Annotated in this window: 33 protein-coding genes; 5 read left to right on the top strand and 28 right to left on the bottom strand. The window is 47.5% G+C overall.

The window, feature by feature from the left end; all coding sequences use genetic code 11:
* Window positions 1-165: 165 nt before the first annotated feature.
* The 3 genes from BN6539_RS09445 to BN6539_RS09435 form a co-directional block, all read right to left on the bottom strand.
* Complete coding sequence (locus tag BN6539_RS09445; protein WP_067537039.1) at window positions 166-1122, bottom strand: hypothetical protein; 957 nt, start codon at window positions 1120-1122, stop codon at window positions 166-168.
* Window positions 1123-1418: 296 nt separating this feature from the next.
* Window positions 1419-2057, bottom strand: coding sequence for a DUF559 domain-containing protein (locus tag BN6539_RS09440; RefSeq protein WP_067537036.1), 639 nt, complete (start codon window positions 2055-2057; stop codon window positions 1419-1421).
* Complete coding sequence (locus BN6539_RS09435) at window positions 2054-2443, bottom strand: hypothetical protein (protein ID WP_067537033.1); 390 nt, start codon at window positions 2441-2443, stop codon at window positions 2054-2056. Before BN6539_RS09435 ends, BN6539_RS09440 begins: the two co-directional genes overlap by 4 nt.
* A 167-nt stretch (window positions 2444-2610) precedes the next feature.
* Here BN6539_RS09435 and BN6539_RS09430 point away from each other — a divergent pair, with 167 nt between their 5' ends.
* Window positions 2611-3270, top strand: a complete 660-nt coding sequence (locus tag BN6539_RS09430; RefSeq protein WP_067537030.1) for a hypothetical protein — start codon at window positions 2611-2613, stop codon at window positions 3268-3270.
* On the opposite strand, the gene BN6539_RS09425 is transcribed toward BN6539_RS09430, so the two are convergent.
* The 25 genes from BN6539_RS09425 to BN6539_RS09325 all read right to left on the bottom strand — a co-directional run bounded on the left by BN6539_RS09425 (window position 3267) and on the right by BN6539_RS09325 (window position 13943).
* Window positions 3267-3785 carry a class I SAM-dependent methyltransferase gene (locus tag BN6539_RS09425; protein ID WP_067538196.1) on the bottom strand — a complete coding sequence of 173 codons (519 nt, stop codon included), beginning with the start codon at window positions 3783-3785 and terminating at the stop codon, window positions 3267-3269. The two genes, BN6539_RS09430 and BN6539_RS09425, sit on opposite strands and share 4 nt — an antisense overlap.
* A gap of 6 nt (window positions 3786-3791) precedes the next feature.
* Entirely contained in the window at window positions 3792-3956 is a 165-nt protein-coding gene (locus BN6539_RS22335; RefSeq protein WP_156524175.1) for a hypothetical protein, read from the bottom strand.
* The gene (locus BN6539_RS09420) at window positions 3953-4237 is read right to left on the bottom strand and encodes a hypothetical protein (RefSeq protein ID WP_067537027.1); all 285 of its coding nucleotides are present in this window, start codon (window positions 4235-4237) and stop codon (window positions 3953-3955) included. Before BN6539_RS09420 ends, BN6539_RS22335 begins: the two co-directional genes overlap by 4 nt.
* Complete coding sequence (locus tag BN6539_RS09415; RefSeq protein ID WP_148484469.1) at window positions 4227-4667, bottom strand: hypothetical protein; 441 nt, start codon at window positions 4665-4667, stop codon at window positions 4227-4229. The genes BN6539_RS09420 and BN6539_RS09415 overlap by 11 nt, the downstream gene beginning before the upstream one ends.
* On the bottom strand, window positions 4654-4896 hold the full coding sequence (locus BN6539_RS09410) for a hypothetical protein (protein WP_067537018.1): 243 nt from the start codon (window positions 4894-4896) through the stop codon (window positions 4654-4656). The genes BN6539_RS09415 and BN6539_RS09410 overlap by 14 nt, the downstream gene beginning before the upstream one ends.
* Complete coding sequence (locus tag BN6539_RS22330; protein WP_156524174.1) at window positions 4875-5042, bottom strand: hypothetical protein; 168 nt, start codon at window positions 5040-5042, stop codon at window positions 4875-4877. Before BN6539_RS22330 ends, BN6539_RS09410 begins: the two co-directional genes overlap by 22 nt.
* 1 nt (window position 5043) lies before the next feature.
* Window positions 5044-5385, bottom strand: a complete 342-nt coding sequence (locus BN6539_RS09405) for a hypothetical protein (RefSeq protein WP_148484468.1) — start codon at window positions 5383-5385, stop codon at window positions 5044-5046.
* A 60-nt stretch (window positions 5386-5445) separates the two neighbouring features.
* Window positions 5446-6222 (bottom strand): hypothetical protein, encoded by a 777-nt coding sequence (locus BN6539_RS09400; protein WP_067537012.1) that lies wholly within the window; start codon window positions 6220-6222, stop codon window positions 5446-5448.
* A 25-nt stretch (window positions 6223-6247) separates the two neighbouring features.
* Window positions 6248-6619 carry a hypothetical protein gene (locus BN6539_RS09395; protein WP_082907432.1) on the bottom strand — a complete coding sequence of 124 codons (372 nt, stop codon included), beginning with the start codon at window positions 6617-6619 and terminating at the stop codon, window positions 6248-6250.
* Window positions 6620-6623: 4 nt separating this feature from the next.
* Window positions 6624-7040 (bottom strand): hypothetical protein, encoded by a 417-nt coding sequence (locus tag BN6539_RS09390; RefSeq protein ID WP_067537008.1) that lies wholly within the window; start codon window positions 7038-7040, stop codon window positions 6624-6626.
* 310 nt (window positions 7041-7350) lie between these two features.
* A complete protein-coding gene (locus BN6539_RS09385; protein ID WP_067537005.1) occupies window positions 7351-9183 on the bottom strand; it encodes a DUF927 domain-containing protein in 1833 nt (610 codons plus the stop codon).
* Window positions 9171-9680 (bottom strand): CHC2 zinc finger domain-containing protein, encoded by a 510-nt coding sequence (locus BN6539_RS09380; RefSeq protein ID WP_067537002.1) that lies wholly within the window; start codon window positions 9678-9680, stop codon window positions 9171-9173. The genes BN6539_RS09385 and BN6539_RS09380 overlap by 13 nt, the downstream gene beginning before the upstream one ends.
* Window positions 9652-10206 carry an ERCC4 domain-containing protein gene (locus tag BN6539_RS09375; protein WP_242869391.1) on the bottom strand — a complete coding sequence of 185 codons (555 nt, stop codon included), beginning with the start codon at window positions 10204-10206 and terminating at the stop codon, window positions 9652-9654. Before BN6539_RS09375 ends, BN6539_RS09380 begins: the two co-directional genes overlap by 29 nt.
* Window positions 10207-10218: 12 nt before the next feature.
* Entirely contained in the window at window positions 10219-10791 is a 573-nt protein-coding gene (locus tag BN6539_RS09370) for a hypothetical protein (protein WP_067536999.1), read from the bottom strand.
* On the bottom strand, window positions 10775-11431 hold the full coding sequence (locus BN6539_RS09365; RefSeq protein WP_067536996.1) for an AAA family ATPase: 657 nt from the start codon (window positions 11429-11431) through the stop codon (window positions 10775-10777). Before BN6539_RS09365 ends, BN6539_RS09370 begins: the two co-directional genes overlap by 17 nt.
* A gap of 13 nt (window positions 11432-11444) precedes the next feature.
* Window positions 11445-11906: a siphovirus Gp157 family protein gene (locus BN6539_RS09360; protein ID WP_067536993.1), complete on the bottom strand. Its 462-nt coding sequence runs from the start codon at window positions 11904-11906 to the stop codon at window positions 11445-11447.
* A gap of 100 nt (window positions 11907-12006) precedes the next feature.
* A complete protein-coding gene (locus tag BN6539_RS22325) occupies window positions 12007-12177 on the bottom strand; it encodes a hypothetical protein (protein ID WP_156524173.1) in 171 nt (56 codons plus the stop codon).
* A gap of 44 nt (window positions 12178-12221) precedes the next feature.
* The gene (locus BN6539_RS09350; RefSeq protein ID WP_067536987.1) at window positions 12222-12488 is read right to left on the bottom strand and encodes a hypothetical protein; all 267 of its coding nucleotides are present in this window, start codon (window positions 12486-12488) and stop codon (window positions 12222-12224) included.
* Window positions 12481-12753 carry a hypothetical protein gene (locus BN6539_RS09345; protein WP_067536985.1) on the bottom strand — a complete coding sequence of 91 codons (273 nt, stop codon included), beginning with the start codon at window positions 12751-12753 and terminating at the stop codon, window positions 12481-12483. Before BN6539_RS09345 ends, BN6539_RS09350 begins: the two co-directional genes overlap by 8 nt.
* Window positions 12740-12934 (bottom strand): hypothetical protein, encoded by a 195-nt coding sequence (locus tag BN6539_RS09340; RefSeq protein WP_067536982.1) that lies wholly within the window; start codon window positions 12932-12934, stop codon window positions 12740-12742. The genes BN6539_RS09345 and BN6539_RS09340 overlap by 14 nt, the downstream gene beginning before the upstream one ends.
* A complete protein-coding gene (locus BN6539_RS22320; protein ID WP_156524172.1) occupies window positions 12924-13064 on the bottom strand; it encodes a hypothetical protein in 141 nt (46 codons plus the stop codon). Before BN6539_RS22320 ends, BN6539_RS09340 begins: the two co-directional genes overlap by 11 nt.
* On the bottom strand, window positions 13061-13234 hold the full coding sequence (locus BN6539_RS22315; protein WP_156524171.1) for a hypothetical protein: 174 nt from the start codon (window positions 13232-13234) through the stop codon (window positions 13061-13063). The genes BN6539_RS22320 and BN6539_RS22315 overlap by 4 nt, the downstream gene beginning before the upstream one ends.
* Window positions 13231-13410: a hypothetical protein gene (locus BN6539_RS09335; RefSeq protein WP_067536978.1), complete on the bottom strand. Its 180-nt coding sequence runs from the start codon at window positions 13408-13410 to the stop codon at window positions 13231-13233. The genes BN6539_RS22315 and BN6539_RS09335 overlap by 4 nt, the downstream gene beginning before the upstream one ends.
* Before the next feature lie 41 nt (window positions 13411-13451).
* A complete protein-coding gene (locus tag BN6539_RS09330; protein ID WP_067536975.1) occupies window positions 13452-13688 on the bottom strand; it encodes a helix-turn-helix domain-containing protein in 237 nt (78 codons plus the stop codon).
* A 39-nt stretch (window positions 13689-13727) separates the two neighbouring features.
* Complete coding sequence (locus tag BN6539_RS09325) at window positions 13728-13943, bottom strand: helix-turn-helix domain-containing protein (protein ID WP_242869390.1); 216 nt, start codon at window positions 13941-13943, stop codon at window positions 13728-13730.
* Window positions 13944-14009: 66 nt separating this feature from the next.
* On the opposite strand from BN6539_RS09325, the gene BN6539_RS22910 reads away from it, so the two are divergent.
* The 4 genes from BN6539_RS22910 to BN6539_RS09305 all read left to right on the top strand — a co-directional run bounded on the left by BN6539_RS22910 (window position 14010) and on the right by BN6539_RS09305 (window position 16781).
* Window positions 14010-14402 (top strand): helix-turn-helix domain-containing protein, encoded by a 393-nt coding sequence (locus tag BN6539_RS22910; RefSeq protein WP_242869389.1) that lies wholly within the window; start codon window positions 14010-14012, stop codon window positions 14400-14402.
* A 23-nt stretch (window positions 14403-14425) separates the two neighbouring features.
* Window positions 14426-14818 (top strand): ImmA/IrrE family metallo-endopeptidase, encoded by a 393-nt coding sequence (locus tag BN6539_RS09315; RefSeq protein WP_067536966.1) that lies wholly within the window; start codon window positions 14426-14428, stop codon window positions 14816-14818.
* Window positions 14819-14838: 20 nt separating this feature from the next.
* Window positions 14839-15495: a hypothetical protein gene (locus BN6539_RS09310; protein WP_067536964.1), complete on the top strand. Its 657-nt coding sequence runs from the start codon at window positions 14839-14841 to the stop codon at window positions 15493-15495.
* Window positions 15496-15650: 155 nt separating this feature from the next.
* Complete coding sequence (locus BN6539_RS09305) at window positions 15651-16781, top strand: site-specific integrase (protein ID WP_067536961.1); 1131 nt, start codon at window positions 15651-15653, stop codon at window positions 16779-16781.
* The last annotated feature ends 35 nt before the right edge of the window (window positions 16782-16816 follow it).

The raw sequence follows: 16816 nt of genomic DNA, 5'->3' as shown, positions 1-16816 counted from the left end.
TCACTTTTTGGTAATTCAAGCAACATGCAATCTACAGACTTTTGCCAACAACAAAAGCGCCACCATCTGGATGCGCCCGTCATAGCCATGTAATTAAAGGAGAGTTATTCAGTAATAAAAAAGAGACAGGCGGTTAGGCTTGTCTCTTCATTTTAATTATTACGCTTACTCATTCCAAACTTTTAACTGAATTGGTAGATAATGAGCAGATATTAATTTACCACTTAGATTATAACTGGTATCATCGCCCGCAAGTTGTGCAAAAGAATATTTTCCATTATACTTAGTTCCATCCTCACTGTTTGGCATCCAGGAAGTTTTCCAATTTGGGTTGCCTGATCTAAAGCCTGCCTGCTCAATACAATTAACATAGCTTGTATTTGGGTTGACGCTTCCATCAGCATTATATTTAACCTGTACGTCTGTGACAAGTCGTACATGACCAAGCAGTGTACCACTATTGCTATACTCTCTTTTTATCAATGCATCGCCCTTTTTCATGGCTGCATATATCTTGCTGTAGATATCACCTCCATCAGGATAGTTGGTGCTTTTTTTCAGTTCTGCCACCATCTCTGTTGTGGTTTCTGCATTTACCCTGTTTGAATAGTAATTACCATATTTACCTACTAACATAAGAAAGTCTTGCTCACCATTTGGTGATTTATTAACCAGTCCATCATTAAACATATGTTTTGTTCTATACAATTCAATTTTACCTTTATTTGTTTTTAAAAAGTCTCCAGCTTTATTCGTTCCTTTTCTCCAGGCAAAATCAACAGAGGAAGAACAATCGGTTCCGTGTAAGGTAACTCCATTATCGAAGGCCAAGACGATTGTATCTTTCGCCAGATAACTATGTTCTCTAGCAACTTGTGTATATGGTACGCCAACATACGACCCGGCATTTAATGTTGTTGTACTACCGGAAGCATTGTACGTAAATGTTAATGGCTTGCTAATCGTCCATTTAGACTGTGACATTTTATCCATATGTGTACATGCTGTTGCTCGTTGTTCAGTTATTGTTGCTGCGAAAGTCGGTTCTGCAACAATTGTCATTGACAATACACAAAGCATTGCAAAAACGCCTATTCTTTTCATTAACGTTCTTTTTTTCATTTGTTTTCTCCTTTTAAATACCAATGATAACTATATCTAATTTTTCAACTACCTCCTTTCTCTTTTATTTTACTCTGAAAGGAGCCTCCTGTCTGTACGAAATTTGTAACAAAATGTAGTTATTTGTCGACACAGCAAAAGCACCACCGCTAAGATGATGCTTTGTATTGGCCGTTATATAAAATAAAGGAGAGGAGTCCATGGACACCGGGCGACAATATATTGGTGTGAAGGAGCTGCCTCCCATCTGTTTTTTAATTTAATCCCTTTGTCCATGTTTTCCAATTTATATATTATCACAGATTTTTTCCTCTGGTGTTGCAGGTTGATGCCTCAATCACTTTTTTTAACTTCCGGATATCCTTCTCAATCCACTCTGCCGGTACGTGTATTATCTTCCAGGCAAAACCAAGTGAGATTTGGATCGTAGCCTCCCGTTTTCCTTCGCCCTCACACCCGTGATAGAGTTCTCCGTCCACTTCAATAACCAGCTTCTGATCCGGTATGGCGAAGTCCACTTTGTATCTGCCAATCTTCTGCTGCGGAATGATATTATAGCCCAGCTTCAGTAATTCGATTGCGACCATCGCTTCCGGAATGCTGCCGTACCGTTCCGCACGGGTCTCTGCAATTCTAACTGCCTTACGGTAAGAGTCAAAGTTTCTTACCTGCTTCCGGATACGTTCTACAGCCTTATCAAAAGCCTGCTCCTTCCTTGACCTTACCTTGTCAAGCTCAGCTTGGGCTTTCGCTTTTTTTCGCTCCCTTAGATTCAAGGTGCAGTAGTCGCAGAGATAGTCCTTTTCGCTGGTATACTGCTTTCGTTTGATTATCTTGCCGCACTTGCAGCACGGTATGAGATATGTCTGGTATCCCCTCTCGTCTTTCAGAATGCCAATTCCGTCATGCAATGCACATGCTTCTGACTTTGTCATAGTAAGTACAACCCCCTTGCCACGCTGTAAACGAACTTTGATTTATACCTGCCATATGTAGATCTGTCTGCATCGTCCGGATACGCAGTCCCGAACAGGATATTGTTCCACACACCATCACGGTACTCTTTCGGGATCATCTGCTTTTCTTTTTCAATCACCCTGACGGTTGACAGCATGGTTTCGCGCCTGATGGCTTTCACCGCCACCTGATCACCGATGCTGGTTCCGTGCGGCTGCCCGTCGGGAGGTGGAGGGGATTCCTCCAGGATTGCGTCAGCCTGTTCTTTCAGGCGGTAATAATCCCTGATCTGCCACACTGTCTGATGATACAAAGTCCTCGGCAGAATGTACCTGTTGCCTTTCTGTCTCTGATAGTCTTTCATAGCCCCTCCTCCTGATACTGCCTCAAAAACTCCTTTGCCTCCACGGGCATCACCCCTTTCTTATGTTTAGTGTTGTGTTTATAGTGCTCATTCTCTTTTATTGTTGATATTCTTGAACATACACCCATATTTTGTTATAATATAACCACTTAGAAAGGATCTCTACTATGAAGAATAATACACAGTATGTAAAAAATAACTTTAGTAATTCTACATTGCATGAGCAGTTATCTCTTATACATGTTTTATGTACTGCCTTTGATGATGATCCAAATGATACCTTATCACTTTCAATTGCTTCGGCTTTGAGAACTCTCCTGCATGATACAAAACGCAGCACATCGTTATTAACTCATTTAAATGAAAAGACCCGTATGTTTGTTAGTACGAATATAGTACAGATGTCTAAGCATCAATCATGTACAAAACATCTTGGACTCGTACGTCAAATCCATGTTGGAGTAAATGACGGCTTTGGCGGTGAATCCAAGTATTGGGCACTGTGTGATGAACGCTATTTCCCAATGCCTCATGAAAGAAATCTTTTATCATTTGAAGCTTGGTGGAATGAAGCCGTTTTTATCAACGGAGAATATTCACTTTCTCGAAAGGATTTAGTCCTCAATATCTGTAATAAAGATGGTGGTACTCATTTTGATGATAAAGTTGGAAAAAAATATGATTTGTTTCGACATAATTGGTCTGGAGGTCATCATTTAATTGGTATAAATTCTGGACATGTAAAGGAATATGATAATATACCAACACGTCCAGCAATTAGACAAATTGCATACGAAGTTCTTGAAACGTTTAAACAGGACCTTTAACCATTTGATTCGTCTAACATGTCGCTTTCACTTGTAGTCGTTATTATACTAAGTTTCATAAATACCATCCACTGTGTCCTTGACGCCTTCCCGCTCGGATGACCAAATAAAGGCGGTACCGGTGATAGCTTTATGATTTCCGATGTCTTGATATCCTTCTCATTCCACTTGAAGATAAGAACGCCGTCTGGCTTCAACACTTTAAAGCACTCCCTGAACCCCTTGGATAAATCTTCACGCCATGTCTCCTTATCCAGGCAACCATATTTTTCGCGCAGCCATGAGGTCTTTCCTGCATATTTTAGATGTGGCGGATCAAAAACAACCAGGCTGAACGTGTTATCCTCAAAAGGCATCTCCCTGAAATCACCCAGAATATCCGGACTGACCACGAAGTGCTGCCCGTTGGAGGTAATGGTGTCCAGCCTGCGGTTGTCCATGTAGACCGCGTCAGGGTGCGCTTTGTCAAACCAGAACATTCTGCCGCCGCAGCAGGCATCTAATATTTTTGCCATCTTCATTTATCCTTCCCTTCGCTCCTTAATGGTTATCTCGAATACCCTGCCGTCCACACAATACTCGATGGAGTTCGAATACTCAGAATTGACGTATCCTACACCTTCCCTGCCCAGTTTCTCCAATGCCGTCCTGATCTGGTTCACCAGCAGTGTCAGTACATGATTCATTCCGGCACCTCCTCGTATGTTTTCAGGAAAATGTCCGGCTTACACGGATATAATTCTCCCTGTATGCCTTTAATAATATAATCTCCTATCTCACCCCTCATGGTCCCTTCAAGGGTTTCTATCTCTATAAATCTGTCTTCTGGCTCCCAGTCATCATATAGTTTTAGGTCATCCTCTTCTTCAGCGTCCCATATCCATTGAGGGACGTCTTTGCAATTTTCTAAAAGATTCCCGTTCCACTGCCAGGCTTCGATCACCAGCGGTTTCTTTCTATATTTCATCTCGTTTCTCCTTTCCTGCGACTAATTTTGCCTGCTGCAAGAAGCCTTTTTCGTGCTCAGACCGTGCCATGGCCTCTTGTACCAATTTCTCATAATCCCTGTATCTGTAGATCCTTGCCTTCTTCTCGTCCAAGATGTCACTGATGACCCTGTCTACATCTGATACCGGATAGTAATACCGCGGGTACCCCTGTGGGGAGTATTTGACTGCATAGTGCTTCCGGGCAAAATCGATGTTATACCTGTAAGCCATGTGTTTTTTCCCAGGGTGGTCAGATATCCTCAGACTTTTTGCTACCCCGTAATCAAACTTCAGGTAGATGCTGTTGGTGCTGTATGCGTCATACCGGTGTATGATCACCTTACCCTCAAGCTGCCGGCAGACATATTCGGCGACTTCCTGCGGGGTTGCAAATTTAGCAGTCATCATGATCACCAGCCCTATATATTTCCGGCAACAGCATCCATGCGACCGGAGCCGCACCTTTCCATTCCGGGTAGCCTTCAATCATCCATCCCTCTTCTTCGCTGTAGGTTGCAATCTCCTGTGCGTTTATCAGGAATATGTTTTTCTTCGGACTCCCGCTTATCTGTACTAACACCACTTCATCGGGATCTGCCGGAAGTTCCTCCTCCGTCAGTATCCAATCAGAACGCATTCTACCGCCCTACCGCCGAGTATCTCCTCCGGCTCCAGCCCGGTATCCTCATACGCTGCCAGCCTCTGTACCAGCTCCTCTTTCTTTGACGGGCTCCAGTAGCCAGTCTTGATTCCGTTTGACCTTGCATGTGTCAGTCTGTTCATCTTATTCACCCACCTTTCTCTCGTCGTCAAACCAGATCAGCCTGAAATCGTCCGGTACATCCATCCTCAAAGCTGGTGAGTAGGACATATCTGCACGGCAATACCTGTAATTCCAGTCCGGCAGAAAATCGTCTTCTTCCACTTTGCTGATACCGATCATCCAGCACCCGTTATCGCAGGTAATCCTGCTGTACTGCCCGACAACCATGACACGTCCCTGGCTGCCGCAATCCACTATGCACTGGATCGGCGTACCGGATGCGCAATTGTCGTAATCCTTATTCGTCACACCGTACTCGCCAAAGGTATCGTCCCCATATCCTTCAAACCTTAAAGTCTTCATTTTTTCCTCTCCTTTCAAACCAGCCTGCACAGCCTTTCTGACCATGCAGGCAGCAGTCCGTTACATCCCTACAATGACTTTGTTCTCGTCAATCAGATCGGCAAGCTCCTCCTCAAGATATGCCCTGATCCTTGCCTTGGCGTGGAGCTTCCACATGCCCCCGTCCGCCTCGAAGATCCCGACCTGGTCATTGTTGACCCGGAGGAGAAAATCGCTCTCCGGCTGGTCAATCTCAGGGAAGGTGCGGTATGGCTTCAGCTGCACGATCGGACGGATCGTCTCCATTCCTGCAAGCTGGATGCCCGTCTGCACCTTGACCTGCTGGGTGATGCCGTTATCCTTGACCTCCGCCTGGTCGCCCTTGACAATGTTAGACAGCAGTCCCAGGACGTACTCACGATCCGGCGTATTATCAAAGCATGCGTTGAGCTTGATTCTGGCGGTATCGTAATCCATGTAGCCCGTCGGCACGCCCGGCATCAGCCTCTCCGTGGCGCGGTACAATGTCAGATTCATGAAGTCACTGTCATCATTCCTGAAAGAGCCGGTATATGCCACGACCTCATTATGTGCCCTCACGTCCACATACAGCACGTCCGCCTTGTCCTCCTCCATGTTGAAGCTCTCCCTTGTGGGCCATTCCCTGTTTATCAGCTGGCAGAACATGTCCAGCCCGTTGACCTCCCTGCACTTGGGATAAACCCGGTTATGGTACATATTCCTGGTGGTCCCGTCGGGCATGACCATGTAGGTGTCCCCGCCGATTACTTCAAACTTTGGCTCCTTGACTCCCTTTTCCACGACCTCGATCAGTCTCTCAAATTCCTTCTCAAACATTTTTCTTCTCCTTTTCCATTATCCGTTATATGTCTTCTACCAGTCTCAGTCTTGCAGGCTGCTCTTCTTCATTGCCGTACATGTCCATCTGACCGGGCACCTGCGGTTTCATCTCAACGGCCTGCACCTCCCCGGCAAACTCTCCGATGTAGAGCGACGTCGTAACCGGGTTGGTCGGCTGCAGCGAGGATTTGATCTCGCATTTTGTCGCGATGACCTGCCTCTGTTCGTCAGGCGTGAAGGTCAGTGTCAGCGTCATCTTCCTGGGCTTCGTGGCGTTGGTATTGACGTCCATGATGTTCTTGATGATCTTCGGCATCTCGACATCGACGCGCTCCTTGATCGCCCCGTTTGCCATGTCCAGCATGGACTTGGCCAGTCTCTCTTCTTTGTCCATTGTTTCATCCTCCTTGTCTCTGTCCGATACAGTCCTGCTTGTAAGCATAGACTTCATTTTCTTTTCTTCGCTCCGGGCTGATGGCTGCGATCTTTACGGACCTGCGTTTCTTCTTTCCGGGTTCGTATACCCTACAGTCCTTCACGCTGCCTCCCCTTGCAGGCCTGGCTGCCAGCCCCTCCCGTAAAGCGATGTCACCATAGTTGCAGTAGGCGGTAGTACCAGAAAGTAGGTCGCGAAACCGACAGTCCTTCGGGCAGGTGTTGTCTACCGTGTATTCCCTGGGTTTCTCCTTCACCTTCCGGTGCTTATGGTCCGCAGCCTTATGGCTTGCCTTCCTGCATTCAGGCAGCCCGCAGTATTCCTGGTTCGTCCTGGCCATGAATTCACGGCCGCAGTTCCTGCACTTGATCAATTCCATTTTCGTCTCCTCTATTTGTTTCCAGTTCCCACATGTCCCCAATCACTTTTTTATATGTGGTTCCATAATATTGTTGATATTCCAGTGTTTATAGCAGTTTGTCCCCACTGTTCCCACTGCCCCCACACTTTTGCACACTATACGCGCGGGGGATACTGTCATACAGATTCTCCCCTATATATACTGTGTAGAATCACGGTTCCAGTGGTTCCATACGGCTAAAAATCATTGTAACCATTAGCAGCACCGTTTTTCAGCGTCCCCACACTGTCGAAAGGATTGGGGACGTTCGTGGTGGCGGTTGGGGACACTAGAACTCAATCTGCTCATCCACCGGTTCGAATCCATCTGGGACCTCCTTTTCATTCTTCAGGACAAGGCACCTGCACTTGGTGCCATTAATCCGGACTGATTTATCAGTCCTCTTCCGGTCGCCGTCTACCTCTGTCATGCCATGATCCCTCAGCCAGATTGCAAACGATGTCGGGTTATACCCATGTTCACTACAGGCTGTATTGAACACGCTGCGGATGATGCTTACCGATTCACGGTCAGCCCTGCCATAGCATTCAATGACATGGGTATTGCTTTCGGAAAAGAACCTGCTCCGGTTCTGTGCGATCCATCCCTGCAGCCATTCATATGCCCGTTTTTCCTGGCATACTTCGTCCTTCCCTGACAGGAACGGCTCCATGTCCTCAAAGGAAATGCAGCATCCGTCATGGAAGATGTGTTCATTGATCAGAAAATCCGCCGTCAGTATCATGCTCGCCGCCAGGGCCTGTTTCTCAGTGGATTTCTTATTGATTTCTTTAAAAAACATCCCCTGTACATGCCTGATATTCTGCATCATTTCCGGATCGCTGATTATGTCGACAAACATCCTGCCTGCATACCCGTAATTGCCTTTGATGATCCGCAGGAGCCCGGCGGGGTCTTCAAAGAGCTTCTCGCTGCATCGAATTTCCACAACCCTGTTGACGGCGCCCCCTCCGCTCGAACTTGACGATATCGGCTGTTCGCCGCTTGTAATGATGCAGTTGTTCCATACGCCGGTCTTCTGAAGCCCCCCTGTCTTCTGTCCGCGGGATTTTCCCACTCCTTCCGACAGCTGGTAAATCATCTGGTCAAAATCCTTCCTGTCTTTTATGATCTGCAATTCATCCAGTATCAATGGCAGGGAGTTGACAAAGCCGGCAGACAATTCCTGTGCTACGGCAGTCGAATTGAAAGTATGGACGAATTTCCCCATCTCCGGGTTCGCCCAGACGGATGCGGCCAGCATCAGGCCTACGGTCTTTCCGACTTCCGTCCCGCCCCATAAATGGACGAAGAAGGGAAGTCCGCCGCAGGGGCCGACAAGTGCGCTGGCAAAACTGGCTGCAAGGATAATCCTCGGTATCATGTTGCCGTCCTGCCTGACTTCCTTCACGGCCTCCATCCATCTGTCCATGGAGCCCTGCTGTTTTACTGAGTCAAAGAAGGCCCTGAACGAATCTTCCCCGTCAAAGATTAGCCCTTTCACGTAAGGCGAAAACCCTTCCTCTCCAACCCAGCCCAGTCGGCTGACCGACTTCTTCGCTGGTATGCGGTCATAATTCAGGTTCTCCACGTCCTGCAGGTATTTCACCATGCACCTTGCATTCTCTGAAGTGACGGAAATCCCGTAGTCTGCAAGTCCAACGATGGAATTCTGTGCCGCCACCTGCTTCCGGTCACAGACAACGTAACGCCATGCGCCTCCACGCTTGAACGCCAGCTTGACCTTCTCGATTCCCGTGTCGATGTTCGTCAGACGGAGCACGGGCATCAGCGGATGCTGGCAGGCCGTCTCCGGCGGGTTCTCGCCACGCCCCGGCCTGGTGATGCCGTAATCGTCCGCCGTCCAGTCCCCGGTGTCCAGTTCCAGTTCCTGTCCTTCAAAATTGCTCGCGTTCTCTATGTATCCGCCCCTGTTCTGCCGCATCGTCTGGACATATCTCTTATACAATGTCATGAAGTTGTTGACCTTGAGGGACTTCGCATGCCTTGTCAATTGAGCAATCTTCTGTTCCTTTTCAAAGGGCGTGCTGCAGTTTTCCACTTCCTCAAAAGGAGCGGTTCCTTCGATGTAGTCCTCTACCGTGTAATTTATATCTGCCATGGCTGCACCACCTCCCCTATGTTTTCCTGGAGCCACTCTTCCAGCTCCTGCTGGAAGAGGACTGTTTCTTCGTCGGCTTCCTCCGCCGTGATCCGTCTCCACAGTTCCCGGTGCAGGACGCACAGTCCGCCATAGAGACGTTCTTTCTCCGTCATCCATTTCCGGAATGCCGCAAGCACCCTTTTATTCTCTATGAGCTGCTGGCGTTCCCTGATGGTAGGTTTCTGTGCCGGCAACCCCAGACCGAAATCCGTGTTCAGCCTTATCAGGGCCTGCGGAAACGTGATGCCGTGCAGCTGCATCGTCAGGCTGATCACGTTCCCTTTTGCCCCACAGGTCCAGCAGTGGAATACCTTGTCGGTATAACAAAAGTTGGGGTCTTTGCCACTGTGCAGAGGGCAGGGTATCCGTTTCTTTGGTGATATGGAATACCCGTACCTTGACAGCACCATGGGCACCGTCACCTGTTCAGTGATCTTCTCTGCCGTCATGTTCATGTTCCAGTCTCTCCCTCAATTCGTATTTCAATATGTCCGCAATCAGCCTGCCGGTGGTTTCCGGCTTGCAGAATTGCAGGTTCACCCCGTAACGGGACTGGAAGGCATGGATGGATGCCGTCAGGGACTGGGGGCTCATACGGCTGCGGTACTTTGACGACCTGCCGTATTTCCCCGCATAGAGCTTCTCCCAGCTCTCCTCCTCGACCAGCAGGTAAATCCTGGCCCCTGCCTCTTTTGCCCGGATGAATTCATTCTCGAAGCGCCTGCGTTCCTTCCCGAAGCACAATGCCAGTTCGTTGGCGTCCATCTTCCGCTCTACCGCCACGCTGCCCGCAAGGGACACCTCGCTGCCTGCCGGGTCTGTGTATTTTGCCGAATAGTCCCCGAAGTCCAGCTTCCGCCGCTCCCAGGGGCATCCGAACCCATGCACCCGTTCCTCGAACTTCCTGTTGGGCTGCTCCCTGGTGTCCACCAGGATCACCATGCTGTCCAGTGCCTCCTCGATTTCAAATGGCGAATACATAGCTGTTCACCATCAAAAGGGCACGTCCGCATCGATTTCCTCGAAGCTGTCTGCCCTCGGGTCTGCCAGGGCGATGCCACCACGGTCTTTCAACAGCTTGTCCTCGGGAACCTTGACTTTGCCTTCTTTGATATCCGCAATATGGCGCACGGAATTGGGCTTGCAGGACCATTTCAGCTCCCCGTTGTACTCGTACTGCTCCCTGCGGAAGACCACGCCCAGCATCTTCCCCTTGATCGCCGCGCAGAAGCCCTCGCCCCACACGGTCGTATAGCCCGGGTTGTCATCCTCCAGGCAGTCAAGCAGGGTCTTGAAGCCGCGGCTGCAGTTGCCCTCCTGGTCCTCCGTCAGCTGGTACATGACGCAGGGCCATTTCTTCTCCATGCGGTCGTCATTGCGGTACTGCTCCAGGAACCTTCCGGCCTCCGGCCCTTCGGCGATGTCCAGGGCGACCTTCACCATGGGCTTCCCCTTCTTTGACTGCATTTCTGCAATATCAATCACTTTACAGATATATGGCCCGGCCGGCAGCGGTGCGCCGCCGGCATAGGCTTTCGTGTTCTCATAATTATTTGGCTTGTTCATCTTCTTTCCCTCCGTTTTTCTCTTTCTCTGAAACTTCCAGCTGCCAGTAATCCCTGATCGTCTGGTCCACCAGTTTCAGATCGTTGTCTATCTCCCTGTCAAACATGCCCATCGGTGATTTTGCCGTGGTGGCACCGTCGGACTGGGTGATGAACCTGTATGACGTCCCGTCGGACTGTGCAATCAGCACCACGGAGAACAGCCCCTCCACGGTCAGCTGGTTGTCCAGCATCTTCCCTACGGTCTTCGCCTTCACCTTCCCGTTCTCGTCCGTCTCCGTATGGTGCAGGAAATATACGATGCAGTCGTCCGGCGTCCGCTGGCTCACATAGGTCAGCATGTTCTTGAAGCGGACCGCGATGTCGGTGAATTTACCGTACCCGGTCTCTTTCGCCCTGCTGAACATGTCGAAGGCCAGCAGGTACTGGCTGTCGTCGACGACGTATGATTTGTATTCCTGCTTCATCAGTGCCTTTCCAATGGTGTCATAGGTCGCGTTGTTTACCATGTCCAAATCCCCCCGGAAAGGCAGGCGCTTTCCGGCCACGTTCAGGACCAGCACGTCCCCTTTCTTGAAGTTGCGCATGCTGGTGGACTTCCCGCTGCCGCTTTCACCCAAAATAAGTACTCCTACTCCCATGTTTCTTTCTCCTTTACTTGATCTGCATGTTCTGCTTCTCCAGAAGCTCGCAGCCCGGCACCTCGATGCCTTCCTTCAGAGCCTGCTTTACTGCCGTCTTATCCAGACTCGGCGCCATGACGAGGTAGTCTTTCGGGACAGCTCCCAGATTCTCGCACTGCACGGACTCCGACCGCTTGTAGTTGATGCTTACCTTCGCCGTCCTGAACTTATCGCCTCCCAATGCGTCCTCAAGATAACGCTTCAGGCTTTCCGCCCTGTTCTTCGCCGCCTTCTCCTTCTCCGCGAAACTGTTCTTCTCTGCCTTATAGGCTTCCGCATCGGAAAGCAGGTTCTTGTACCAGAGCGCGACGCCCTCAATCTTCGCTTCCCTCTCCATCTCCAGTTCTTCCAGTTTGCCGGCGTCGATGATCTCGCCGGTCTCCATGTCAATACAGGCCATGATCTCTGCATCAATTTCGTATAACGTTGCCATATGTATCCCTCCTACTCTAAATAACTGAGCACCAGGTCCTTGGTGTCCTCTGCGGACAGCGCCAGCTTCGTGTCTATCCTGATACGGGCGATGCAGTGCATCAGCGCCCGGTCTCGGACCTGCAGGCATCTTCTGCACCAGTCTGTCCCGGCGCCTTGCCAGTTCCCGCAGGCGCACCGGGCGGCGTCCTCAAGCTCATGGCTGCATGAGGGGCAGAACGGGATACGGAAGGACTCCGTCCTCCGGTCGTCCACCTCGTTATGAATGTCATATTCCGTCACCCAGCGGGGTCCTGAAACTTCCGTCCCGCAATGCTTACACCAGAACATCATTCTCCCCCCTTGCCTTCCTGACAGTGTCGGACACTACTTCCAGGATGAATTCCACATCATCATAGGTGGGCACAAACTGGGGGATGTCCATCAGCTGGCTGTAGATTTTCTCCGCCTGCTTTAGCATGATCTTCAGCTTGTATGGCTGGATTTCATGCCGGGCTTGCAAATTTTCTTCTATTGTGGTAACATTTACTTGAGTTTTTAGGTCGGCTGCTTCGCAGTCGGTCTTTATTTTTTGTTCAGTCATCTTTTCTGATCTCCTCTCCAAATTGATTCAGCTTCATGTGGCACCCTGCATGGAAGTTTCCATTCCGCGCCATGTCTGTCCGCTCAAACTGCGCCTGGGTATAGTAGTCTGCACAGTTCAGCATTTCGGGTGTCAGTCCCGGGAATCTCTGCTGGAAGACCTCCATGGCCTGGTTCATGCTCTCCGTCTCGATCTGCACCCATCCGCCGCGGTACGGGTAACGCCCGTCCGTCCCGAACGTAAAGTAGTAGTTACTCAGCTTCATGGCCAGCCTCCTCCCTGTTCAGCCGCTCCGCTTCCATCTGCGCATCTGCTTTTGCATCGTAGTAACCTTTACATTCCCAATTGCCGGAATGGTCTATTTTCTGGACATCGTACAGTCTGTAAACGCCATACAGCATTTCTCCTCCAACAGGATTTGATGACACCCTCCACTCACTCTTCATGTTCTGCCTCCTCCAGCTCCTTCTTCAGTTCTGCAAGGCGCTCAATGCACCGTGCCCTCTTCCTTTCTGCATTCCGCTTGGCCGAATTGACCTTCTTCATCTCAGTGGTGATTTCGTCCTTGATTCTCATGATTCCTCTCCTTCCTCATGGCAGCCGTCCCGGCTTCCCATTCTCAGTTCCAGTTCATCCTCGTACCATTCGCGGGGCAGACCGCCCACAGGCACCATTCCCAGTGATTCCGTCCATAACGCGTGCTTCAGTTCGCCTATGGTCATACGCTTTAACAAATCCATGCTCATGATTCCTCTCCTTCTATCAGTCTGTAAATCCAGTATGTAACCACTCCTGCCATCACCATCCCGCCGCCTCCGACCACAAAGTATGCACGACTGTTGATGTCTACCGCCAGGATTACGGCGGCGGCCAGCAGTGACAGGATGATAGGCTGCTTATTTGTTTTCCAAAGTTTTTTCATGTTTCCTCCTTCCAAACGTCCGGCCTGTCCACCATATGGGACTATATCGTCTTATGTACTTTTTCACTGCATTCCTCCAAATCTTTTACATTGTAAGGGTCGCTTAAATCCTTCCCCTCATTCTCCTGCAGAAAGCGTTCAAGCTCTGTGGCTCTCACTTTGTACGACCTAAGTTTCAAGCACTTTATGAGACCTGCCTTTCGCAAATCATGCACATAATTTATGTTCGTCTTTAACTTCTCTGCCGCCTCTGCCATCGTGTATATGATGTCTTCCATTGTTCATCACCTTCTTTCTGTACCTTTGTATAGTTGCATTTAATTCAACTCTTCTGACAAAAAAATTTCATCTCTCTCATTCTTTGTGAGATGTAAAGTTTTTGTGAGGGCTGTAATTTCAGACGCAGTGAAATCGCCCTTACCATTCAATCGATTATATAACGTTTCCCGCAACATTCCTGCCTGTGAAGATATTGCAGTCATCGTCATTCCACTTTTCTCAATCTTATCTTTCAACAAATCTATCTTTACCAAAATATCACCTCCTCATTTGTTGCATTTAATTCAACTTCACTTACACTATACCACTGGGTGGAATTCATGTCAACTTTTTTCGCAAAATTGTTGAATTATTTTCCACCATGTGGTATTATATCTTTACTGAAAGAGGTGAAAGACATGTTACAGCTATATCATAATATTAAAAATAGAAGATTAAAATTAGGATTAACTCAATCCGAACTGGCGAAAAAGCTTGGTTATTCAGATAAAAGTATGATTGCAAAAATCGAAAAAGGCGCTGTTGACCTCCCCCAATCTAAAATCATCGCATTTGCTGAAGCATTAAACGTTTCGCCAAGTGATTTAATGGGTTGGGATACGGACGATGACGTGCAGACTATCGCAGCTCATCACGATGGAGAGGAATGGACAGAAGAAGAATTGGAAGAAATTGAACGTTTTAAAGCATTTGTACGTTCAAAAAGAAAGTAACAGCTTAGTACGGAGATAGAGGAATGAATAACTATGAAACGCTACTCGCAGAATACGATGGTACTCTGACAATTGCCGAAGAAAAAATGATAAATTTGGGATTGTACTGCGACGGATACATCTGGATTAATTCTCAGCAAACCACTTCAAAAAAAGCTTGTATTTTGGCTGAAGAAATTGGTCATGACAAAACAAGTGTCGGAAATATCTTAGATCAGTCTGACCTTAATAATGCCAAGCAGGAGCAGAAAGCACGCGTATGGGCATACAACAAACTACTCTCCGTGGACAAGGTAATCGAGGCCGCATCCAAGGGATACACTACAACGTGGGACATGTCCGAATATTTGGACGTCGACGAGGAATTTTTAAAAGACTATCTTGCCTGGCAAGGCATTTTAGATATTTCGTTGTGATTAAGAAAGGAATAAAGAAAATGAAGAAGATAATAAAGCGAGTCGCTATTGTCGCTGCGCTACTCTTTGCACTATTTATTATTCTTGGTCTGCTAGGAGTGTGGGATGATGACGAAAGTTCTACGGAGCCTAAGGCAGTCCAAAAAAGCGAAAATGAAATCTTCATTGAAGAATTTGCAGAAGAAAATGATTTAGAACCGATTGTTGCCAAGAATTTACTAAGTGCTACTGATGATATTGGTGTTAAAAAGAAAAATATTAATGACATTAAAGTTACTGAGGAAACAATAAAATTCACTTATGAAGGCTACTATTTTACAGTTTCATTTAAAGATGAAGCCGTAGAAAAAATTAAAAGTGGTAACATCGTTTTTTATAAGGATGGAAAGGCAATAAAACAAGTGAAGGACTATATTGTATCCACACTTCAGCACACTACGTTAGTTGCTCAAGTTGAAATCGACGTCAAGAGTCAGCTCAAAGCTCCTTCAACAGCAAAATTCTGTGGTACTCTCGAGTATAAAATACAGCGAGTGAAAGAAAGCTTCAAAATCTCAGGCTATGTTGATTCCGAGAACAGTTTCGGTGCTAAGATTCGTAGCAATTTTTCAGCTAATTATGCTTGGGACGGTGACACAAAGACAACACCAACACTTATTGATATTAACATAGAATAATAAAACAAACGCCCCCGCCGGCAAGCAGGAGCGAATGTATAAATCGGCTGCATGTGATGCAACACGATCCAAGCAATCAAATTGTATCACATCCAGCCCCAAATTTCAAGTTTGGGGTATTTTTGTACCCTTTTTTAGGGAAGGAGAATGATACAATGGCACAGATAAACACACGAAAGAGGAATGGCAAGTGGGAATATCGATTTGAGATTGCCGGCATGGATGGTAAACGAAAGCAGAAATCCAAAGGAGGGTATCGAACAAAGGCAGAAGCTCTAAAAGCCGGCACACAGGCTCTGAACTTGTATAATAATGCTGGCGTGACGAATGAATCAAAAGAGGCTGAGATGTCCGTCAGAGACTGCATGGAGGCCTGGTATGAATCCTACGTGAAGATGAATCTCGGGTTATCCTCACAGAAAGCCTATCGCAGTTTAATTGATAATCATATCATTCCAACAATTGGCAAGTATCGTATGAACTCCGTAACTTTCACGGCACTCCAAGGACTGATTGATCAAAAGTCCGCTTCAGGCTTTAAGGAAAGTACCCTAACTACGATTAAAGCTATATTGAAGGGATTCTTTCGTTACGAATTTAATGCAGGACTCATATATCAAAACCCTGCACAGAACATCTACGTTTCTCGATCAGTTAAAAAGAACGAAGGGAAGATTTCCACGCCAAGCGTGAAAGCCTACACGAGAAAAGAAATGGATGAATTTGAAAAGAAATTACAAAACAAACCTGCCTGGTATCCTTTTATGATTGGATATTATACTGGAATGCGAGCTGGGGAGATTTTCGCCCTTACATGGGAAGACATTGACCTTAAAAACCGAACCATATCCATCACCAAGACAATTCTCTCTAAGAAAAAGGAATCCCGTGGTTCGACTTCTTACATACTTTCCTCCCCAAAGAACGACAGCTCCGTACGCACAATAAAGTATGGTGAATCTTTAGAAGCAGTTTTCCGCAGATTCAAGATACAATGCCACGAAAATGAAATGCTTTACGGCACATACTATACCAGGATATATGCAAATGCAGAAGGTAGGTTGTATGAGAGGTTTAAATCTGAATCTGTTGAGGATGGGCTAAAGAATGTAAACCTTATTATGCGCAAAGACAATGGCTGCATCTTTTCGCAGAATTCAATGTATAGTGATTTGAGGGAATTATTCGGTGGTGAATTCCGGTTTCATAATCTTCGCCACCCTTATGTCAAGCCCACGACAAAAAAATATTTATTTTTTCTTGTCCCCATGATACAGCTTTCTTGATAGGGATTTTGCCGCCTCCCGTTTCTGTTCGGCGG

This window comes from Emergencia timonensis, assembly GCF_900086585.1.
In the GTDB taxonomy this organism is placed as follows: Bacteria; Bacillota; Clostridia; order Peptostreptococcales; family Anaerovoracaceae; genus Senimuribacter; species Senimuribacter timonensis.
This window is presented reverse-complemented; position numbering and strand designations above follow the sequence as displayed.

What these genes read in the sequence shown, in the direction of transcription:
- BN6539_RS09445 (WP_067537039.1), bottom strand. Translation starts at nt 1,122, where the DNA reads ATGAAAAAAAGAACGTTAATGAAAAGAATAGGCGTTTTTGCAATGCTT.
- BN6539_RS09440 (WP_067537036.1), bottom strand. Translation starts at nt 2,057, where the DNA reads ATGACAAAGTCAGAAGCATGTGCATTGCATGACGGAATTGGCATTCTG.
- BN6539_RS09435 (WP_067537033.1), bottom strand. Translation starts at nt 2,443, where the DNA reads ATGAAAGACTATCAGAGACAGAAAGGCAACAGGTACATTCTGCCGAGG.
- BN6539_RS09430 (WP_067537030.1), top strand. Translation starts at nt 2,611, where the DNA reads ATGAAGAATAATACACAGTATGTAAAAAATAACTTTAGTAATTCTACA.
- BN6539_RS09425 (WP_067538196.1), bottom strand. Translation starts at nt 3,785, where the DNA reads ATGGCAAAAATATTAGATGCCTGCTGCGGCGGCAGAATGTTCTGGTTT.
- BN6539_RS22335 (WP_156524175.1), bottom strand. Translation starts at nt 3,956, where the DNA reads ATGAATCATGTACTGACACTGCTGGTGAACCAGATCAGGACGGCATTG.
- BN6539_RS09420 (WP_067537027.1), bottom strand. Translation starts at nt 4,237, where the DNA reads ATGAAATATAGAAAGAAACCGCTGGTGATCGAAGCCTGGCAGTGGAAC.
- BN6539_RS09415 (WP_148484469.1), bottom strand. Translation starts at nt 4,667, where the DNA reads ATGATGACTGCTAAATTTGCAACCCCGCAGGAAGTCGCCGAATATGTC.
- BN6539_RS09410 (WP_067537018.1), bottom strand. Translation starts at nt 4,896, where the DNA reads ATGCGTTCTGATTGGATACTGACGGAGGAGGAACTTCCGGCAGATCCC.
- BN6539_RS22330 (WP_156524174.1), bottom strand. Translation starts at nt 5,042, where the DNA reads ATGAACAGACTGACACATGCAAGGTCAAACGGAATCAAGACTGGCTAC.
- BN6539_RS09405 (WP_148484468.1), bottom strand. Translation starts at nt 5,385, where the DNA reads ATGAAGACTTTAAGGTTTGAAGGATATGGGGACGATACCTTTGGCGAG.
- BN6539_RS09400 (WP_067537012.1), bottom strand. Translation starts at nt 6,222, where the DNA reads ATGTTTGAGAAGGAATTTGAGAGACTGATCGAGGTCGTGGAAAAGGGA.
- BN6539_RS09395 (WP_082907432.1), bottom strand. Translation starts at nt 6,619, where the DNA reads ATGGACAAAGAAGAGAGACTGGCCAAGTCCATGCTGGACATGGCAAAC.
- BN6539_RS09390 (WP_067537008.1), bottom strand. Translation starts at nt 7,040, where the DNA reads ATGGAATTGATCAAGTGCAGGAACTGCGGCCGTGAATTCATGGCCAGG.
- BN6539_RS09385 (WP_067537005.1), bottom strand. Translation starts at nt 9,183, where the DNA reads ATGGCAGATATAAATTACACGGTAGAGGACTACATCGAAGGAACCGCT.
- BN6539_RS09380 (WP_067537002.1), bottom strand. Translation starts at nt 9,680, where the DNA reads ATGAACATGACGGCAGAGAAGATCACTGAACAGGTGACGGTGCCCATG.
- BN6539_RS09375 (WP_242869391.1), bottom strand. Translation starts at nt 10,206, where the DNA reads ATGTATTCGCCATTTGAAATCGAGGAGGCACTGGACAGCATGGTGATC.
- BN6539_RS09370 (WP_067536999.1), bottom strand. Translation starts at nt 10,791, where the DNA reads ATGAACAAGCCAAATAATTATGAGAACACGAAAGCCTATGCCGGCGGC.
- BN6539_RS09365 (WP_067536996.1), bottom strand. Translation starts at nt 11,431, where the DNA reads ATGGGAGTAGGAGTACTTATTTTGGGTGAAAGCGGCAGCGGGAAGTCC.
- BN6539_RS09360 (WP_067536993.1), bottom strand. Translation starts at nt 11,906, where the DNA reads ATGGCAACGTTATACGAAATTGATGCAGAGATCATGGCCTGTATTGAC.
- BN6539_RS22325 (WP_156524173.1), bottom strand. Translation starts at nt 12,177, where the DNA reads ATGACATTCATAACGAGGTGGACGACCGGAGGACGGAGTCCTTCCGTA.
- BN6539_RS09350 (WP_067536987.1), bottom strand. Translation starts at nt 12,488, where the DNA reads ATGACTGAACAAAAAATAAAGACCGACTGCGAAGCAGCCGACCTAAAA.
- BN6539_RS09345 (WP_067536985.1), bottom strand. Translation starts at nt 12,753, where the DNA reads ATGAAGCTGAGTAACTACTACTTTACGTTCGGGACGGACGGGCGTTAC.
- BN6539_RS09340 (WP_067536982.1), bottom strand. Translation starts at nt 12,934, where the DNA reads ATGAAGAGTGAGTGGAGGGTGTCATCAAATCCTGTTGGAGGAGAAATG.
- BN6539_RS22320 (WP_156524172.1), bottom strand. Translation starts at nt 13,064, where the DNA reads ATGAGAATCAAGGACGAAATCACCACTGAGATGAAGAAGGTCAATTCG.
- BN6539_RS22315 (WP_156524171.1), bottom strand. Translation starts at nt 13,234, where the DNA reads ATGAGCATGGATTTGTTAAAGCGTATGACCATAGGCGAACTGAAGCAC.
- BN6539_RS09335 (WP_067536978.1), bottom strand. Translation starts at nt 13,410, where the DNA reads ATGAAAAAACTTTGGAAAACAAATAAGCAGCCTATCATCCTGTCACTG.
- BN6539_RS09330 (WP_067536975.1), bottom strand. Translation starts at nt 13,688, where the DNA reads ATGGAAGACATCATATACACGATGGCAGAGGCGGCAGAGAAGTTAAAG.
- BN6539_RS22910 (WP_242869389.1), top strand. Translation starts at nt 14,010, where the DNA reads ATGTCAACTTTTTTCGCAAAATTGTTGAATTATTTTCCACCATGTGGT.
- BN6539_RS09315 (WP_067536966.1), top strand. Translation starts at nt 14,426, where the DNA reads ATGAATAACTATGAAACGCTACTCGCAGAATACGATGGTACTCTGACA.
- BN6539_RS09310 (WP_067536964.1), top strand. Translation starts at nt 14,839, where the DNA reads ATGAAGAAGATAATAAAGCGAGTCGCTATTGTCGCTGCGCTACTCTTT.
- BN6539_RS09305 (WP_067536961.1), top strand. Translation starts at nt 15,651, where the DNA reads ATGGCACAGATAAACACACGAAAGAGGAATGGCAAGTGGGAATATCGA.